Here is a 15,950-nt window from a genome sequence, read left to right as displayed (position 1 = left end):
ATCGCGCGCAAGCGCGCTCCTACAGGGTTAGGCGTGCATACCTTGGTAGGATGGTGGACGTCTGTACCATTTGGTACAGTGCAATCTCCCCGGTACAGGAGATTGCGTCATGGCCGCACCCGTTCCTCCGTTCACCCACGAAACCGCCGTCCAGAAGGTTCGCCTCGCCGAAGATGGCTGGAACAGCCGCGATCCTGAGCGGGTATCGCTCGTCTACACCCCAGATAGCGAATGGCGGAACCGCGCCGAGTTCGTGCATGGCCGCGAGCAGATCGTCCAGTTCCTCACCCGCAAGTGGGCGAAGGAGCTCGACTACCGCCTGATCAAGGAGCTGTGGGCGTTCACGGGTGATCGCATCGGCGTACGGTTCGCCTATGAATGGCACGACGACAGCAATAACTGGTACCGCTCCTACGGCAATGAAAACTGGGAGTTTGGCGAGGATGGCCTCATGCATCATCGTTATGCGTGTATCAATGACATGCCGATGAAGGCATCCGACCGGAAGTTCTTCTGGCCACTCGGCCGCCGCCCGGATGACCATCCCAGCCTCTCCGACCTGGGCCTCTGATGCCGCGCGTCGTCTACGAACGCACCGATGTGGTTCCCATGCTCGCGGAAGCCTTCCGCGAGCTGGGTTATGACGGGGCCTCCATGGCCCGGATCACGGAGAAGACCGGCCTGGGTAAGGGCAGCCTTTACCATTTCTTCCCCGGTGGGAAGGAAGACATGGCGGCCGCGGTACTGGCCGACGTCGACGACTGGTTCGAATCCGAGGTGTTTACACCGCTGGCCACGCTTGCGCCCGCCGAGGGCATTCCGGCCATGTGGCGCGCCGTGGACACGTACTTTCATAGCGGCGCGCGCGTATGCCTGATCGGCGCGTTTGCGCTCGACGAAACCCGTGACCGCTTCGCCAGCGCCATCGGCGCGTACTTCCATCGCTGGATCGACGTGTTGGCCATGGCACTCACGCGTGCAGGTGATGCAGCACCCAGGCAGTCCGCGCTGGAGATCGTCGGTGGCATCCAGGGCGCATTGGTGCTTGCCCGGGCCCTAAACAATCCGGGCGTCTTCGGTGAAACTACGGCCCGACTCCGCCGACTGGGTAGCACCGCACCGTGACCAAGCCAAAGATCCGTTGCAGCTGGGCAGGCAGTGACCCGCTGTATGCCGATTACCACGACACGGAGTGGGGCGTGCCGCTGCGCGATAGCCGCATGCTGTGGGAACAGCTCATGCTCGAAGGCTTCCAGGCCGGGCTGTCCTGGATCACCATCCTGCGTAAGCGCGAAAACTTCCGCAAAGCGTTCAAGCATTTCGACCCCGCGAAGGTGGCGCGTTTCACCGAGAAGGATATCGAGCGCCTGCTCGGCGACGAAGGCATCATCCGCTCGCGCGCCAAGATCGAAGCGACGATCCAGGGGGCGAAAATCTATCTCGACATGCAGGCGAAGGGCGAAGAATTCGCCGACTACTGCTGGTCATTCACCCAGGGCAAGGTGCTTCGGGGCGATGGCAAGACGGTGCATGCACAGACGCCGCTATCCACCACCATCTCGAAAGATATGAAGAAGCGCGGCTTCAAATTCGTCGGCCCCACGATCGTCTATGCCTGGATGCAGGCCGTGGGCATCGTGGATGACCATGCCCAGGCCTGCTTCCGCTTCAACGCGCGCTAGTACGAGCCCGGCGGCGCTTTTTCGCCCCACCAGCCTTCCTCGGGCCGATGATGGGCCTTGAGGCCGCCGTAGAAGGTGAGGGCACGCAAGGCCCACTGCCGTGACACGCCGAGCAGGTAACCCAGTGGCGCTTTCAACCGGTCGCGCACGTAGTGCCGGCCAGGTGGCGCCGGGTGCAACCCAAGGTATTTGCGCGCCACCCGGTTGAACTGGTGCACGCGCGCGTTGCGCACGGTATGGCTCGTATAGAACGTGACGCCGATCGAGATCGACACCGCGTCGTCGCCGTGCACCCAGCTATTGTCGGTGCGCGTCATGTGCGGTGCCGTTGTCGGGAAGTAGACGCCATCGCCCGGGCCGCTATCGAACTCGTGGCTGGTGCTGCGGGAGGCGTCGTTCAGGCGCACGTCGCGGAGCGTGTGGCTCACGATGAAGTCTTCGACATGTGCCGCGCTTACCGCCTGGCGATCCGCGGGGTCCCACACGCTCAGGGTCTTCCGGCCATGCAGCTGCATCCAGAAGTTATTCTCGCGATCGATATGGAACGGCGTGACGGAAGGTGGCGCCGAGATGAAGATGAAGCCGGTCACGTTGAAGATGCCGGGCTGCTCTTTCTCGATCAGCGGGCGCAGGCCATCGATGATCTCGTCGAGCAACGCGCGATAGCGCGGTACGGCTTCCACGTTGTACAGCGCGATCCATGAACCGGTCTCGTGGATATGCTCGAATACCTGATCGATATCGCGCCCATCCACCGGCCGTGGCTCGTGCCGGAACGCGGAATCCTGCTGCAGGCCGGGCCGTACGAAACGGCACTGCTCCTTCGGCATCAGCTCGCGTGCGAGATTGGCCAACTCGGGCAGCTGAAAGAGCGGATGCCGGTGGAAGGTATGTCGCAGCCGGGTAATCCGGTGCGTGGAGAACCCCGCCGGATCCAGGGGCCAGACAATATGCGGTTCATCGATCGCGCGCTGATCCATGGTGACGCTCCCCTCGAAACATGACCCCTGCCAGCGAGGAAAAGCGTCGTACTAACCTGCGGGCCGTGCCACCGGACAGACGGCCTAACCGCAATTACCTAATGTGGGATCTCGTTTGCGCGCGATGGGGCTGCCGCAGGCACCTATCGCGCGCAAGCGCGCTCGTACAGGTCAGGCCAGTCGCGAAGCGGCAACCGGCTTGTTGCGGAACGCCACGCCGAGGCGGTTGAAGGCACTCATCAGCGCGATGGCCACCGAGAGGTCAGAGAGTTCTTTCTCGCTGAATACAGCGATGGCGGCGGCGTAGTCCTCATCGGGGACGCCCGTCTCGGCGACATTCGCGACGGACTCGGCCCAGGCGAGGGCGGCTTGCTCGCGGGCGGTGAAGACATCGCCGGCTTCACGCCATGCCGAGGTCAGGATGAGTTTCTCGAACGGCACACCGTGCTTGTGCAGGTCCTGCGAGTGCATGTCGATGCAGTACGCACAGTGGTTGATCTGGGAAACACGCAGGTAGACGAGGTCCACCAGGTTCTTGTCGAGGCCGCTCTGGGCCAGGTAGCCATGGGTGGTGAGGAAGCCCTTGATGGCGTCCGGGGCGGCTTGCATGTAGTTGAGGCGCTGGCTCATGGCGATGACTCCGGGGTGAGAACAGGGTGGGGTGGATGGACATAGCCTGCGCCGCGCTTGGGTCATGCCATAGAGCCAAGAACGGGCTCCGGCGATGTACCATGCCGCCATGAACGGCACCTTCGGCATCCATATCGATCGTGGCGCGCGGCAAGCGCTCTCGGCCCAGATTGCTGACGGCATCCGCGAGGCCATTCGCGATGGCCGGCTCGCCCCGGGCGCGCGGCTGCCCTCATGGAACGATCTCGCCGCCCAGCTTGGCGTCGCGCGGGGCACCGTCCGAACGGCCTATGAGGAACTGGCGGACGGACAGTTCGTTATCCCGTCAGGCGCGGCGGGCACGCGGGTCGCCCGGCGCCTGCCCTTGGGGCGTCCGGAACCGGAGCCGGCACGTACGCGTGCCCCATTTGGTGGCTTCCCGAAGGGCGCCACGGCCGCGTTGCCATTTCAGGTCGGTGTGCCAGCGGCAGACCTGTTCCCGGCTGCGCTGTGGACGCGGCTGCTCGGGCAGGCGGCGCGCGATACCGCCGCGGCGCCGGCCGATTACCCGGATCCTCGGGGCGAGCCGGCCCTCCGCGCAGCCATCGCCGGCTACCTCGCCATGGCGCGTGGCTTCGCCTGCCACCCATCGCAGGTCTTCGTGACGCATGGCTATGCCGGCGCGCTGAGCACCATCCTCCGCGTCTTGCCCGTGCAAGGCGCCGATGCGTGGTTCGAGGAGCCGGGTTACCCCTTTGCGCGCACCGCGCTGGGTTGGGCCGGCGTCAGGCCCGTGCCGGTCCCGGTGGATGCGGACGGGCTGGATGTGCAAGCGGCCCGCCTGCGGGCCCCGCACGCGGCCATTGCCCTGGTGACGCCGGGGCAACAGGCACCGCTCGGCGCCACGATGTCGCTGGAGCGCCGCGTTGCGTTGATCGAATGGGCACACGCCGGCGAGCGCTGGATCATCGAAGACGATTACCTGGGTGAGTTGCAACTCACCCGGCGCGCGGCACCTGCACTGGCGTCGATGGATCCCCACCGGGTGATCCACATCGGCACGTTCAGCAAGACCATCGCACCCGGCCTGCGCATGGGCTATCTCGTGGTACCGGAGGTGCTCGTACCCGCCGTACAGGAGGTCACCGGCACGCTTGAGCCCGCGCCACCTCCTGTCATCCAGCAGGCCGTCACCGGCTTCATCCAGCAGGGGCATTACCTGCGCCACCTGCGGCGTATGAAACGGGCCTACGCGAGTCGACGTGATGCGGTGAGCTTGGCGCTGGACGATGCTGGTCTGGCCTGGGAGAACGGCGGTCTGTCGCTACGGATTGCTCTGCCGGACGGCGCGAACGACGCCGCGCTTGCGCGTGCGGCGCACGCGGCGGAACTCGCGCCCGTGCCGCTGTCGCCGTGGTACGCCGGCGCGTCGGCGCGTTCCGGCCTCTTGCTCGGGGTGACCAACGTCCCTGAGCAACAGGCGCGCGCGCTGGTTGAGCGATTGGCGGCCGTGCTCCGCGGCGCGACCGGTTAGAATGCACGGCTTGCCGTGGAGCCCCTAGTGAACACCCCGTCCCCGCCCGAAACCCCCATGCCGTTCAGCGAGGATGATCGCGCGTGGATGGCGCGCGCGCTCGAGCTGGCGGCGCACGCCCGCGACGCGGAAGGCGAAGTGCCTGTTGGCGCGGTGCTGGTAGCGGATGGCAAGGCGGTCGGCCTTGGCTGGAACCGCAACATCACGCTCAACGATCCCACCGCGCATGCGGAGATCCAGGCGTTGCGCGCGGCGGGCGAAGCCCTGGGGAACTATCGCTTTCCCGGCGCCACGCTCTACGTCACGCTGGAGCCCTGCGCCATGTGCGCGATGGCGATGGTCCATGCCCGGATCGGCAGGGTGGTTTACGGCGCGACAGATCCCAAGACCGGCGCCGCGGGCAGCGTGTTCGATACGCTTATTTCCGATCGCCACAATCACAAGGTGACGGTGGCCGGGGGTCTTGAAGCGGATGTGGCGGGCGATATGCTTCGCCAGTTCTTCCGCGCGCGGCGCTAGGCGAACGGCCGCAGCGCGTCTGCGACGGCGGCGCTCACATTGAGCGTCAGCAGCGCATCGGCGCGTGTCACCCCAAGATTCACCGAAGCGATGGGCAGGCCCTTGCGCGACGCTTCGACGACGAACCGATAGCCCGAGTACACCATGAGCGAGGAGCCGACGACGAGCATGGCATCGGCGCGGCCCAGATGGGCCCATGCCGTGTCGACGCGCGCTCGCGGCACGTTCTCGCCGAAGAACACGACGTCCGGCTTCAGGATGCCGCCACAAACGGTGCAGGGCGGTACGCTGAATCGGGAGAAGTCCACGCCATCCAGATCGGCATCGCCATCGGGTGCGATCGTGGCGCTGAGGTCGAGCCACGCAGGGTTCGCTTCTTCGAGGCGGCGCTGCATGGTGTCGCGGCGGGTGATGTCGCCACATTGCATGCAGCGGACACGATCCATGCGACCGTGCAGGTCGACGACGTTGATGCTGCCCGCGGCCTCGTGGAGACCGTCGACGTTTTGTGTGAGCAGGAGCTCAATGCGCCCTTGCTTCTCAAGGTTTGCCAGCGCGTGATGCGCGATATTGGGCTGCACCGCGCCGAAATGACGCCAGCCGATCATGCCGCGCGCCCAGTAACGGGCCCGCGCGGGTTCGCCGCTCATAAATAACTGCAGCGTCATGGGCGGGCTGCGTTTCCACTCACCCTGGCCGTCGCGGTAATCCGGGATGCCGGAATCGGTGCTGATGCCGGCGCCGGTCAGCACAAAGAGGCGAGGGTGGGCGTCTACGAAGTTTCGCAGTGCATTGAGACCTGCGGTGCTGTCCGAGGCGGCGTTCATCCGGCGCATCATATCAGCGGATCGTGCAGGCGACCCTCGCGCAGCCAGGCCAGCGCACGGGTCGCGTCCACGGCGAAACGGCGCACGGCAAGCGCCATATCGTCGACGGAGCGGATCACCATATCCTGCTCCAGGCGCAGGCCCATCGCCGCGAGGCCGGTCGCCTCGGCCATGCCGAGCGCGCCGGAGACGCGGTGCAGCCACTGGCGTACCGCAGCGGCATCGGCCTGGGCGAGTGCGCGCTCGAGGTGCCCCACGTCGGCGGCGAGCGCATTTCCCAGCGCATCGATGACCTCATGCAGCGCCTCGTCGCTACCCAGGGTGGCGCGTAGGGCGACCACGTCGACGTGGGGTGGTGCCGGCGGCACGATAAAGCCCAGCTCGAGGCTCAGATGGCACGCATCGCCGAGCTCCTCATGCAGGGTGCCGCCCACGGCCTGTGCTTTTCGGCGCAAGTCGGATATGCCGAAAGCATCGGTCGCGGCCGCTGGGGGCGCCGCGAGATCCACGGAGAAGTGCGCCGTCTGCCGCCCGGGTTCGTCGTGTACGACGTCGACGAACAGCGTGACGCGATGGCCGTGTGGGTTTTCGATCGCGAGCGCGATGAGTTGCTGGAGTAACTCCGCCAAGGCACGGAACGGCCCCACGAGATCGGTGGCCAGGGCGGGATCGATATCGAGCGCGAGCTGCACGCCACGGCGGCGCGCCTGGCTAAGGTATCGGCGACCAAGGCGCTCAAGGAGATCGGGCAGGCTGGTAGCGTGCATGACGCGCGCCGCTCGCGCGGCACGTTTATCGCAGATGCGATCGTACGCGTTGCGCAACCACGCAGGTGGCATCCCCAGGCGTGATGTGCTCAACTCGTCGCCCCGCGGCGCAAAGGCATGGCGACACGGGTCAATGGAACGTGCCGCACTGAAGGATCATTCATGGCCTACCGGGTCATTGTTGCTGACGACCATCCGGTCGTCCTGAAAGGCATCGGCCTTGCGCTGGCTCGTGATGGCGTGGCGCGTGTCGTGGGTGAGGCGGGCTCGCCCGAGGCCTTGCGCGCATCGCTTGCGTCGACGGCGTGCGACGCGCTGATCACTGATTTCAGCATGCCCGGCACCGATCACGATGGCCTCGCCATGCTGGCGGCCGTGCGTGCAAGCCACCCCGCGGTCCCGGTCATGGTCATCACCACCATCGCCAACCCGGCACTTTACCGCGAGATCCTTTCGCTGGGCGTGCTCGGCCTCATTGGCAAATCGGGCGATGCGCGGGATATCGCCGACGCCTTGCGTGAAATCATGGCTGGCCATGTCTACCTGGGCGCCTCCGTGCAGGCGGTGTTGGGCGTGGAACAGGGTGCGCCGGTCGACCGCTCGGGCACGCTGGCGGATCTTTCGCCGCGCGAGCTGGAGATCCTGCGCCTGTTCGCCACGGGGAATAGCGTGACGGATATCGCCCGTGCCACGGGGCGCGGCCTTTCCACGGTCAGCCAGCAAAAGTCGAACGCCATGCGGAAACTCCGCCTGGTCAGCGACACCGAGGTTTTCGAGTACATCGAGCGGTTGCGCCTATAACTGCTGAACAGACGCTGCCACGATAGCCAGCGGAAGCCTCCGGGGACATAGAAGAATTCTCAAAACTACGCGATGCTTGTCCGCTGGCGGGCACGGCAGCGTGCACGCGCGTTTGACAACCACGGGCACCCACCGTGCCTACAATGCCCGACCCGGGCGCCACAGGGCGCTCGTTGCAAGGAGATTCATAGGTGACTGCCAAGATCAGCCCCCTTGCGGGAAAGCCCGCCACCGACGGCACCCTCGTCGACCTGTCGAAGCTCCTGGCCGCTTACTCGGATCTGAAACCTGATCCCTCCGTGCCGGAGCAGCGGGTGGTGTTTGGCACCTCCGGCCATCGCGGCTCCTCGTTCGATCGATCGTTCAATGAAGCGCACGTGCTCGCCGTCGTCCAGGCCATCTGCGAATACCGCAGGAAGGCCGGGGTCGATGGCCCGGTGTACGTGGGTATCGATACGCACGCGCTGTCCCAGCCGGCGTTCGAAAGCACGCTCGAGGTCCTGGCGGCCAATGGCGTGGAAACCATGATTTCGGCCGGTGGCGAATACACGCCGACGCCTGGCGTCTCCCATGCGATCCTGGTGCACAACCGCGGGCTCGAGCGCGGCAAAGCCGACGGCATCGTCATCACGCCCTCGCACAATCCGCCGGACAACGGCGGCATCAAGTACAACCCGTCGCATGGTGGCCCGGCGGATACCGATGCCACGAAATGGATCGCCGACCGCGCGAACGCGCTGATCGAAGGCGGTCTGCGCGACGTGAAGCGCCTCCCGTACGCGCAGGCGCTCAAGGCATCCACGACCCACGCATTTGATTTCCTCCAGCGCTATGTCGGCGATCTCGGTGATGCGCTGGACCTTGAGATTATTCGCGCGAACGGCGTGAAAATGGGCGTGGATCCGCTGGGTGGCGCGGGCGTGCACTACTGGAGCGCCATCGCCGAGCGCTACGGCCTGAACCTCACGGTGGTGAGTGAGGAGGTCGACAAAACGTTCGCCTTCATGTCGCTGGATTGGGATGGCAAGGTGCGGATGGACCCCTCGTCGTCGTACGCGATGCAGCGGCTCATCCACCTGAAGGATAAGTTCGACGTGGCCTTCGCCTGCGACACCGATCACGATCGCCATGGTGTGGTGGCGCCGAGCGTCGGCCTGATGCCGGCCAATCATTACCTCGCCGCCGCGGCGTGGTACCTGTTCCAGAACCGTCCCGGCTGGCGGGCAGACGCCGCCGTCGGCAAGACGGCGGTTAGCACGGGCTTGCTCGATCGCGTGGCCGCGCATCTCAAGCGCCCGCTGCTGGAAGTGCCGGTGGGCTTCAAGTATTTCGTGCCGGGCTTGTTCGATGGCAGCGTGGGTTTCGGTTGCGAGGAGAGCGCAGGCGCTTCGTTCCTCGCGAAAGACGCTTCGGCCTGGTCGACCGACAAGGACGGCATCCTGGCCGCGCTGCTCGCCGGCGAAATGACCGCGCGCCTGGGGCGCGACCCGGGCGAGATTTATGGAGACATCACCCGCCAGCTGGGTGATCCGGCCAACGCGCGCATCGATGCCCCGGCGACGCACGCCCAGAAGCAGAAGCTGTCGAAGCTGGATCCGGCGCAGGTCACCTCGACCACGCTCGCCGGCGATCCGATCACCCAGGTGATCAACCAGGCCGATGGCCAGCCCATTGGCGGCATCAAGGTGATCTCGGCACAAGGTTGGTTCGCGGCACGCCCGTCGGGCACCGAAGACATCTACAAGGTCTACGGCGAGAGCTTCCGCGGCAAGGATCATCTCGCCCGCGTGCTCGAAGAGGCGCAGGCCATGGTCGACAAGGCGCTGGGCTAAGCCATGGCGCATGAGCCGATCCGGGTGTTGGTGGGGTCACGCAATCCCATCAAGGTGGCGGCGGTGCAGCGCGCGCTCGCGCCGCTCTTTCCCGGCCGCCTGGTCACCTGCGAGGGCATGCACGCGCCCTCGGGTGTGTCCGATCAGCCGATGACGGCCGCCGAGACCCGCGAGGGGGCACTCAACCGCATGAACTATTGCCGCCAGCATGGCGAGGCGACGTTCTACGTGGCGCTCGAGGGCGGGGTGGATGTCACCGAGGATGGCCCTGGCACCTTCGGTGTGGTCGCCATCGCACGTGGCGAGATGGTCTCGGTGGGGCGGAGCGCCTGGTTGCCATTGCCGCCGGCAGTGTTCGAGGCGCTGCTCGACGGTGAGGAATTGGGCGATGTCATGGATCGATTGTTCGGCACGGTGAACATCAAACAGCAAGGTGGCGCGATAGGCCTGGTCACGAACGGCCATGTGACACGCGAAGATGCTTATGCCCAGGCCATGGCGCTGGCGATGGCGCCTTTCCTGCATCCTGAGCTCTACAGCCTTGGGTCGCCAGCGCCCTAAGGCTTCCCGCGAAGTGGTGTGGCAAAGGTGTTGTGCGCCCGAGGCAACGATTTAGATCGATCCAGCCCCTTGAATCCGGGCCAACACCCCTTATCCAGCAATGCGTCGACGACGGCAAAGCCGCCGCCATCCTTTGCTTCGGATACCAGGCCATGACCTCTTCAAGCCAGCTCGAACCCGTTCCGTCTTTCGATTACGTGATCTTCGGCGCCACCGGCGACCTCACCATGCGCAAGCTGTTGCCCGCGCTGTACCGTCGTTTTGCCGAAGGCCAGGTGCCGACGGATGCCCGGATCATCGGTACGGCGCGTTCGCCGCTGGATGATGAGGCGTACCGCGAACGGGCGCTGAAGGCGCTTCGCGAGTTCATCCGTGGCGAAGAGTTCGTCGAGGCGACGGTTCAGCGTTTCCTTCGCCTGGTGCATTACGTGAGCCTCAATGGCGCCGAAGCCGGCGGCAACTGGGCGGGTCTGTCGGAGAAACTGGCCAACGACGATGCTGGCCGTGCTCGGGTCTTCTACCTCGCAACCGCGCCTGACCTGTACGGCGATATCGCGAAGAACATCGACGAGAAGGGCCTGCGCACCGCGCAGTCGCGCATCGTCCTCGAGAAGCCGATCGGTACCGACCTGGAGACCGCTCGCAAGGTGAACGAGGGCGTGGGTCGCCACTTCCCCGAAAACAGCATCTATCGCATCGACCATTACCTCGGTAAGGAAGCGGTGCAGAACATCATCGCGCTGCGCTTCGCTAACCCGATGCTCGAGCGCATGTGGGATAGCGAATCCATCGAATACGTTCAGATCACCGCTGCGGAGACGGTGGGCCTGGAAGGTCGCGGCGGCTACTACGATGGATCGGGCGCGCTTCGCGACATGATCCAGAACCACCTGCTGCAGGTGCTGACCGTGGTCGCGATGGAGCGCCCGTCGTCGCTGGATGCCGATGCGCTGCGCGATGAGAAGGTGCGCGTGCTGACCTCGCTGAAGCCGCTCGACCCGAACAATCTCGCCGCCAACGTGGCACGCGGTCAGTATGTGCGTGGCACCACGGGTGGCCAGCCCGTGCCGGCCTACCGTGAAGAGCTGCCGGATGCGAATCCGAGTAATACCGAGACCTTCGTCGCGCTCAAGGCCGAAATCGATACGCCGCGCTGGCAGGGCGTGCCGTTCTACCTGCGCTCGGGCAAGCGCATGCCGGAGAAGCTGACCGAGGTGGTCATCCAGTTCCGCGGCGGCGAGCCCGGCCTGTTTGGTGAAGCCCGTCCGGGCAGCCGCCTGGTCATTCGCGTGCAGCCGAACGAGAGCGTGATCCTGCCGCTGTTCGTGAAGCAGCCGGGTAACTCGTTTGGCCTTGATGAGGTCGATGCCCTGTCGAAGCTGGGCGAGCCGGGCCGCGTGGTGTTCCGCGATTCGTACGAGGGCCTGATGCTCGATGCGGTCAAGGGCAGCCCGGCGCTGTTCGTTCGCAAGGACGAGACCGAGGCCGCCTGGCAGTGGGTGACGCCCATCCTTGAAGGCTGGAGCACGGCGGCGGCAGGCCCGGATTCCTATGAAGCGGGCACCTGGGGGCCAGAATCGGCTCGCGCACTGCTGGCCCAGGCGGGCCACCAGTGGGTGGAGGAGCAGGCCGCCTGAGGCCTGCGTTCACCCTCCCGGGGCATTGCATCCACGCCGCTCGCCCGCATTATGTGGGGAGCGGCGAAGCGGGCGACCGCGGCGCCGATCATCCCCAGGAGGCTCCCATGTCCGACTACCGCAAGACCCCCGAGGCCCTCGCCCGGCTCAGCCCGGAGCAGTTCCGGGTTACCCAGCAGAGTGGTACCGAACGCCCGTTCCACAATGCGTTCCACGAGAGCAAGGAACCGGGCATCTATGTCGACATCGTTTCGGGCGAGCCGCTGTTTTCATCGCTCGACAAGTTCGATAGTGGCTGTGGCTGGCCCAGCTTCACGCAGCCGCTGGAAGACGAGCACGTCGTCGAGAACCGCGATACCACGCACGGCATGATCCGCACCGAGGTGCGTTCGACCCACGGCGATAGCCACCTGGGCCACGTGTTCCCGGATGGCCCGCGTGATCGTGGCGGTTTGCGCTACTGCATCAACTCGGCGTCGCTGCGGTTCATCCCGGTGGCCGACCTCGAGAAGGAGGGCTACGGCCAGTACGCCGGGCTTTTCACGTCCACCCAGGGAGGTGCAGCATGACTTCGAAAGCCATCCTGGCCGGCGGTTGCTTCTGGGGCATGCAGGATCTGATCCGTAAGCAGCCAGGCATCATCAGCACGCGCGTCGGTTACTCCGGTGGCGATGTGCCGAATGCCACCTACCGCAACCACGGCACGCACGCCGAAGCGATCGAGATCGAGTTCGATCCGGCGAAGATCAGTTACCGCAAGATCCTTGAGTTCTTCTTCCAGATCCACGACCCGACCACGGTGAACCGCCAGGGCAACGACCTCGGCACGAGCTACCGTTCGGCGATTTTCTACCTGGATGACGAGCAGAAGGCGATCGCGGAAGACACGATTGCCGATGTGAATGCCTCGGGCCTGTGGCCGGGCAAGGCGGTCACGGAGCTTTCGCCGGCGGGCCCGTTCTGGGAAGCCGAGCCGGAACACCAGGATTACCTGGAGAAGTATCCGAACGGCTACACCTGCCACTTCATCCGCCCGGACTGGGTCCTGCCGAAGCGCGCCGCCTGATCCGCCTGCGTTGATCCGCGGATAAACCGGCTCTTGTAGGAGCGCGCTTGCGCGCGATAGGGGTTGCGACAAGCACCCATCGCGCGCAAGCGCGCTCCTGCAGGTTGGGTCACGAAATCGTTAGCAGTTCCGGCATGCGGTCGATCACGGCCTTCGCGCCCGCGGTATGGATGTCGAGCGACTTCGGGTAACCGTAGCTCACCAGCACATAGTCGACGCCAGCATCCCTCGCGGCGAGCATGTCGCTTTCCGAATCGCCCACCATCAGCGTCTTTGCCAGCGGCACGCCGGCCGCGTCGGCCAGATGCTTCAGCGGCATGCCGCTGGGCTTGCGCTGGGGCAGGGTATTGCCGCCGACAATGCCGTCGATGAACGGCATCATCCCGCGCACCTCGAGCAGGGGGCGCACGAATTCCTCGTTCTTGTTGGTGCAAACCGCCAGCTTCACGCCCTGCGCATGCAGGGCGGCGAGCGTGTCGACGACGCCGTCGTAGGCGATGGCATCGAGCGCCGTCTCGGCGTAATGCACCAGGAAACCCGGCATGACGTCATCGATGTCGGCATCACTGCCGGCATCATGGAACGCGTAGGTGATGAGCTGGCGGGAGCCTTCGCCGATCCAGCCGGTGATCTGCTTGACGTCGTACTGCGGCAGCCGCCAGTCGCTGAGCGTGCGGTTCACCGATTCAGCGATGTCGGCGGCGCTATCGACCAGCGTGCCGTCCAGATCGAAGATGACGAGGGAGTAGGGGAAGGCCAAGGTGCCGCTCCGCAATCAAAACGCCGATTCTACGCCTTTGCCGGGCCCAGGCCGTGGCCAAGCAACGCCGCGGCGTGCTTGCGGATGCTGTCCCGATCCACGTCCTTGCGGATGGGATCGTCCTTCCATTTACGCCGCGCGGCCATGAACAGCATGGTGAGCGACATGATCGATGGCATGACCAGTGCCGGGTCGAGATCGGGGTTGAGCAGGCCTTCGGCTTGCCATTGCAGGATGCGCTCGTGGAAGGCTTCCTGCTTCTTGTAGTCGATCTTGTGCCGGGCGTGCTTGCGGAAGGTATCGCCCTCGGTCAGCAGGTCGCCAAAAAAGACGGGCGCGATCCATTCATGCTCGTCGGCGACTTCCACAAAGCGCTCGGCCACCTTGATGAAGGCCGCGACCGGGTCGCCTTTGTATTCCTGGAAGATGGCCTCGACCCGTCCGCGCATGGGCGCGATGTGCGCCTCGTGCACTTCATCGAAGAGCTGCTCGCGGGTCTTGAAGTAGTAGTGGACGGCGGCCGGCGTCATGTCCGCGGCACGGGCGATCGCGGCCAGGGTCGTCCCGGCATAGCCCTGGCGGGCATACAGGGCCAGGGCGATGTCGATGATGCGGCTGCGCTGGTCGGCGCTGTCCGGCTGCGCGTGCGGGCGGCCAGGCGGGCGGCCTCGGCGCGGCTTCTTCAGGGTGGAGGTGTCCGGGTCAGTCATCGGAGATGAATAGCACGTGCGAGGGGAGTTGCCTTGCGGTTCGTTGCCGCATATATTAACTGACGACTTAATTAATTTGCAGGCCTCCTCGCCCGTGAACGCCGTTCATCGCCCCGAACCCGCCGAAACGCCGGCGGGCGTCGTCGAGCCCAGCCTTGCGCCGATCCCGGCGCAGGTCTCGCTACGCCTGCTGTTTCCTGCCTTGATGCTGGTCATGCTTCTGGCTGCCCTCGATCAGACCATCGTCTCCACCGCGCTACCCACCATCGTGGGTGACCTCGGTGGCCTCAGTCAGTTGTCCTGGGTGGTCACCGCCTATCTACTGACTTCCACGGTCGTTGTGCCGCTGTATGGCAAGTTCGGCGACCTCTACGGGCGCAAGATCGTCCTGCAGGTTGCCATCGTCATCTTCCTGATCGGCTCGGTGCTTTGCGGCCTGGCCCAGGACATGACCATGCTGATCGTGATGCGCGCCCTCCAGGGGCTCGGCGGTGGCGGACTCCTGGTCATCACGATGGCGGCCATTGGCGACGTGGTGCCGCCCGCGGATCGTGGTCGTTACCAGGGCTTGTTCGGCGGCGTGTTCGGGCTGGCCACGGTCATCGGGCCCTTGCTGGGTGGCTTCATGGTGGACCACCTGTCCTGGCGCTGGATCTTCTACGTCAACCTGCCGCTGGGCATCCTCTGCCTCCTGGTGATTGGTGTCGTGTTCCACCCGCATGCGCGGCACGTGAAGCACGAAATCGACTGGTTTGGCGCCTTGTTCCTGGCGGCAGCGCTTAGCTGCATCATCCTGTTCACCACGGAGGGCGGCACGCAGATGCCCTGGGATTCCGTGGCGTTGTGGTCGATCCTGGTCATGGGCCTGGTCTCGGTAGGTGGCTTCATCTACGAAGAGATGCATGCCAGCGAGCCGATCATTCCGCTGCATCTGTTCCGGCATCGCACGTTTGTCCTGTGCAGCCTCATTGGTTTCCTGGTGGGCACCGCGCTGTTTGGGTCGACGACCTATCTGCCGCTCTACCTGCAGACGGTGAAGGGGGTGTCGCCCACGGGCGCGGGCCTCCAGCTCCTGCCGCTGATGGGCGGCGTCCTGGTGAGCTCGATCGTGGCGGGTCGCGTCATCAGCCGCATCGGCCGTTACCGCGTGTTTCCGATCGTCGGCACCTTCCTGGGCGCCGTCGCTCTCATGCTGCTCGGTAGCGTGGGCGAGGATGATCCGCTCTATCTCATCTACGGCTTTGCCGGCCTGCTGGGCCTCGGCATCGGCATGGTGATGCAGGTGTTGATCCTTGCCGCGCAAAACAGCGTCGACATGAAGCTCATGGGTGTCGCCACCTCGGGCGTCACGATGTTCCGCTCGATCGGCGGCTCAGTGGGCGTATCGGTATTTGGCGCGCTGTTCACCCATGGCCTGCAGACACGGATGGCGGCCGATATTCCAGCCGCCTCCATGGGGCCGCGCACCTTCGCGCCGGACATGGTGGCGAAGATGCCTGCGGACCTCCACGCAAAGTTCCTGCATGCGTTCGGGGCATCGCTTCACGTGGTCTACCACGTGGGCGCCGTCGTGCTCGTCGTAGGGTTCATCCTGGCGTGCTTCCTGCGCGACGTGCCGTTGCGCGGAGCGGGAAAGAAGCCTGCCTAGTGACTTGAATTATTCGT

18 protein-coding genes are annotated in these 15,950 nt (G+C 65.2%); 12 read left to right on the top strand and 6 right to left on the bottom strand.

Annotated features, from left to right (window positions below):
• Positions 1-109: 109 nt before the first annotated feature.
• Genes L2Y96_RS10895 through L2Y96_RS10885 form a run of 3 tightly spaced genes read left to right on the top strand, consistent with a single transcriptional unit; the run spans position 110 to position 1,682 of the window.
• Positions 110-571: a nuclear transport factor 2 family protein gene (locus L2Y96_RS10895; protein ID WP_247336760.1), complete on the top strand. Its 462-nt coding sequence runs from the start codon at positions 110-112 to the stop codon at positions 569-571.
• Positions 571-1,125: a TetR/AcrR family transcriptional regulator gene (locus L2Y96_RS10890; protein ID WP_247336757.1), complete on the top strand. Its 555-nt coding sequence runs from the start codon at positions 571-573 to the stop codon at positions 1,123-1,125. Before L2Y96_RS10895 ends, L2Y96_RS10890 begins: the two co-directional genes overlap by 1 nt.
• Positions 1,122-1,682, top strand: a complete 561-nt coding sequence (locus L2Y96_RS10885) for a DNA-3-methyladenine glycosylase I (protein WP_247336755.1) — start codon at positions 1,122-1,124, stop codon at positions 1,680-1,682. Before L2Y96_RS10890 ends, L2Y96_RS10885 begins: the two co-directional genes overlap by 4 nt.
• Here the strand turns inward: L2Y96_RS10885 and L2Y96_RS10880 are convergent.
• Both L2Y96_RS10880 and L2Y96_RS10875 read right to left on the bottom strand, forming a co-directional pair.
• Positions 1,679-2,662 (bottom strand): JmjC domain-containing protein, encoded by a 984-nt coding sequence (locus L2Y96_RS10880; RefSeq protein WP_247336752.1) that lies wholly within the window; start codon positions 2,660-2,662, stop codon positions 1,679-1,681. The genes L2Y96_RS10885 and L2Y96_RS10880 overlap by 4 nt on opposite strands.
• A 171-nt stretch (positions 2,663-2,833) precedes the next feature.
• Complete coding sequence (locus L2Y96_RS10875) at positions 2,834-3,292, bottom strand: carboxymuconolactone decarboxylase family protein (RefSeq protein ID WP_247336749.1); 459 nt, start codon at positions 3,290-3,292, stop codon at positions 2,834-2,836.
• A gap of 94 nt (positions 3,293-3,386) precedes the next feature.
• Between L2Y96_RS10875 and pdxR the strand changes: the two genes are divergently transcribed.
• A complete protein-coding gene (gene pdxR, locus L2Y96_RS10870; RefSeq protein WP_247336746.1) occupies positions 3,387-4,805 on the top strand; it encodes a MocR-like pyridoxine biosynthesis transcription factor PdxR in 1,419 nt (472 codons plus the stop codon).
• A gap of 57 nt (positions 4,806-4,862) precedes the next feature.
• Positions 4,863-5,324, top strand: a complete 462-nt coding sequence (gene tadA / locus L2Y96_RS10865) for a tRNA adenosine(34) deaminase TadA (protein ID WP_425492620.1) — start codon at positions 4,863-4,865, stop codon at positions 5,322-5,324.
• Here the strand turns inward: tadA and L2Y96_RS10860 are convergent.
• The gene (locus L2Y96_RS10860; protein WP_343218448.1) at positions 5,321-6,151 is read right to left on the bottom strand and encodes an NAD-dependent protein deacetylase; all 831 of its coding nucleotides are present in this window, start codon (positions 6,149-6,151) and stop codon (positions 5,321-5,323) included. The two genes, tadA and L2Y96_RS10860, sit on opposite strands and share 4 nt — an antisense overlap.
• Before the next feature lie 8 nt (positions 6,152-6,159).
• Positions 6,160-6,918: an Hpt domain-containing protein gene (locus L2Y96_RS10855; protein WP_247336743.1), complete on the bottom strand. Its 759-nt coding sequence runs from the start codon at positions 6,916-6,918 to the stop codon at positions 6,160-6,162.
• A gap of 162 nt (positions 6,919-7,080) precedes the next feature.
• On the opposite strand from L2Y96_RS10855, the gene L2Y96_RS10850 reads away from it, so the two are divergent.
• From L2Y96_RS10850 to msrA, 6 genes are all read left to right on the top strand, one after another.
• Positions 7,081-7,719, top strand: a complete 639-nt coding sequence (locus L2Y96_RS10850; RefSeq protein ID WP_247336740.1) for a response regulator — start codon at positions 7,081-7,083, stop codon at positions 7,717-7,719.
• 191 nt (positions 7,720-7,910) lie between these two features.
• Positions 7,911-9,551 carry a phosphoglucomutase (alpha-D-glucose-1,6-bisphosphate-dependent) gene (pgm, locus tag L2Y96_RS10845; protein WP_247336737.1) on the top strand — a complete coding sequence of 547 codons (1,641 nt, stop codon included), beginning with the start codon at positions 7,911-7,913 and terminating at the stop codon, positions 9,549-9,551.
• Positions 9,552-9,554: 3 nt separating this feature from the next.
• Positions 9,555-10,112, top strand: coding sequence for an inosine/xanthosine triphosphatase (gene yjjX, locus L2Y96_RS10840; RefSeq protein WP_247336734.1), 558 nt, complete (start codon positions 9,555-9,557; stop codon positions 10,110-10,112).
• 152 nt (positions 10,113-10,264) lie between these two features.
• A complete protein-coding gene (gene zwf / locus L2Y96_RS10835; RefSeq protein WP_247336732.1) occupies positions 10,265-11,749 on the top strand; it encodes a glucose-6-phosphate dehydrogenase in 1,485 nt (494 codons plus the stop codon).
• Between the two features lie 107 nt (positions 11,750-11,856).
• Positions 11,857-12,318 carry a peptide-methionine (R)-S-oxide reductase MsrB gene (gene msrB, locus L2Y96_RS10830; protein WP_247336730.1) on the top strand — a complete coding sequence of 154 codons (462 nt, stop codon included), beginning with the start codon at positions 11,857-11,859 and terminating at the stop codon, positions 12,316-12,318.
• Positions 12,315-12,815 carry a peptide-methionine (S)-S-oxide reductase MsrA gene (msrA, locus tag L2Y96_RS10825; protein ID WP_247336728.1) on the top strand — a complete coding sequence of 167 codons (501 nt, stop codon included), beginning with the start codon at positions 12,315-12,317 and terminating at the stop codon, positions 12,813-12,815. Before msrB ends, msrA begins: the two co-directional genes overlap by 4 nt.
• A gap of 109 nt (positions 12,816-12,924) precedes the next feature.
• On the opposite strand, the gene L2Y96_RS10820 is transcribed toward msrA, so the two are convergent.
• Both L2Y96_RS10820 and L2Y96_RS10815 read right to left on the bottom strand, forming a co-directional pair.
• Positions 12,925-13,575 (bottom strand): HAD-IA family hydrolase, encoded by a 651-nt coding sequence (locus L2Y96_RS10820; RefSeq protein ID WP_247336726.1) that lies wholly within the window; start codon positions 13,573-13,575, stop codon positions 12,925-12,927.
• Between the two features lie 29 nt (positions 13,576-13,604).
• Positions 13,605-14,285, bottom strand: coding sequence for a TetR/AcrR family transcriptional regulator (locus L2Y96_RS10815; protein ID WP_247336723.1), 681 nt, complete (start codon positions 14,283-14,285; stop codon positions 13,605-13,607).
• Positions 14,286-14,379: 94 nt separating this feature from the next.
• Between L2Y96_RS10815 and L2Y96_RS10810 the strand changes: the two genes are divergently transcribed.
• Positions 14,380-15,933, top strand: coding sequence for an MDR family MFS transporter (locus L2Y96_RS10810; protein ID WP_247336720.1), 1,554 nt, complete (start codon positions 14,380-14,382; stop codon positions 15,931-15,933).
• Positions 15,934-15,950: the final 17 nt, after the last annotated feature.

It is taken from the genome of Luteibacter aegosomaticola (genome assembly GCF_023078475.1).
Lineage (GTDB): Bacteria > Pseudomonadota > Gammaproteobacteria > Xanthomonadales > Rhodanobacteraceae > Luteibacter > Luteibacter aegosomaticola.
This window is presented reverse-complemented; position numbering and strand designations above follow the sequence as displayed.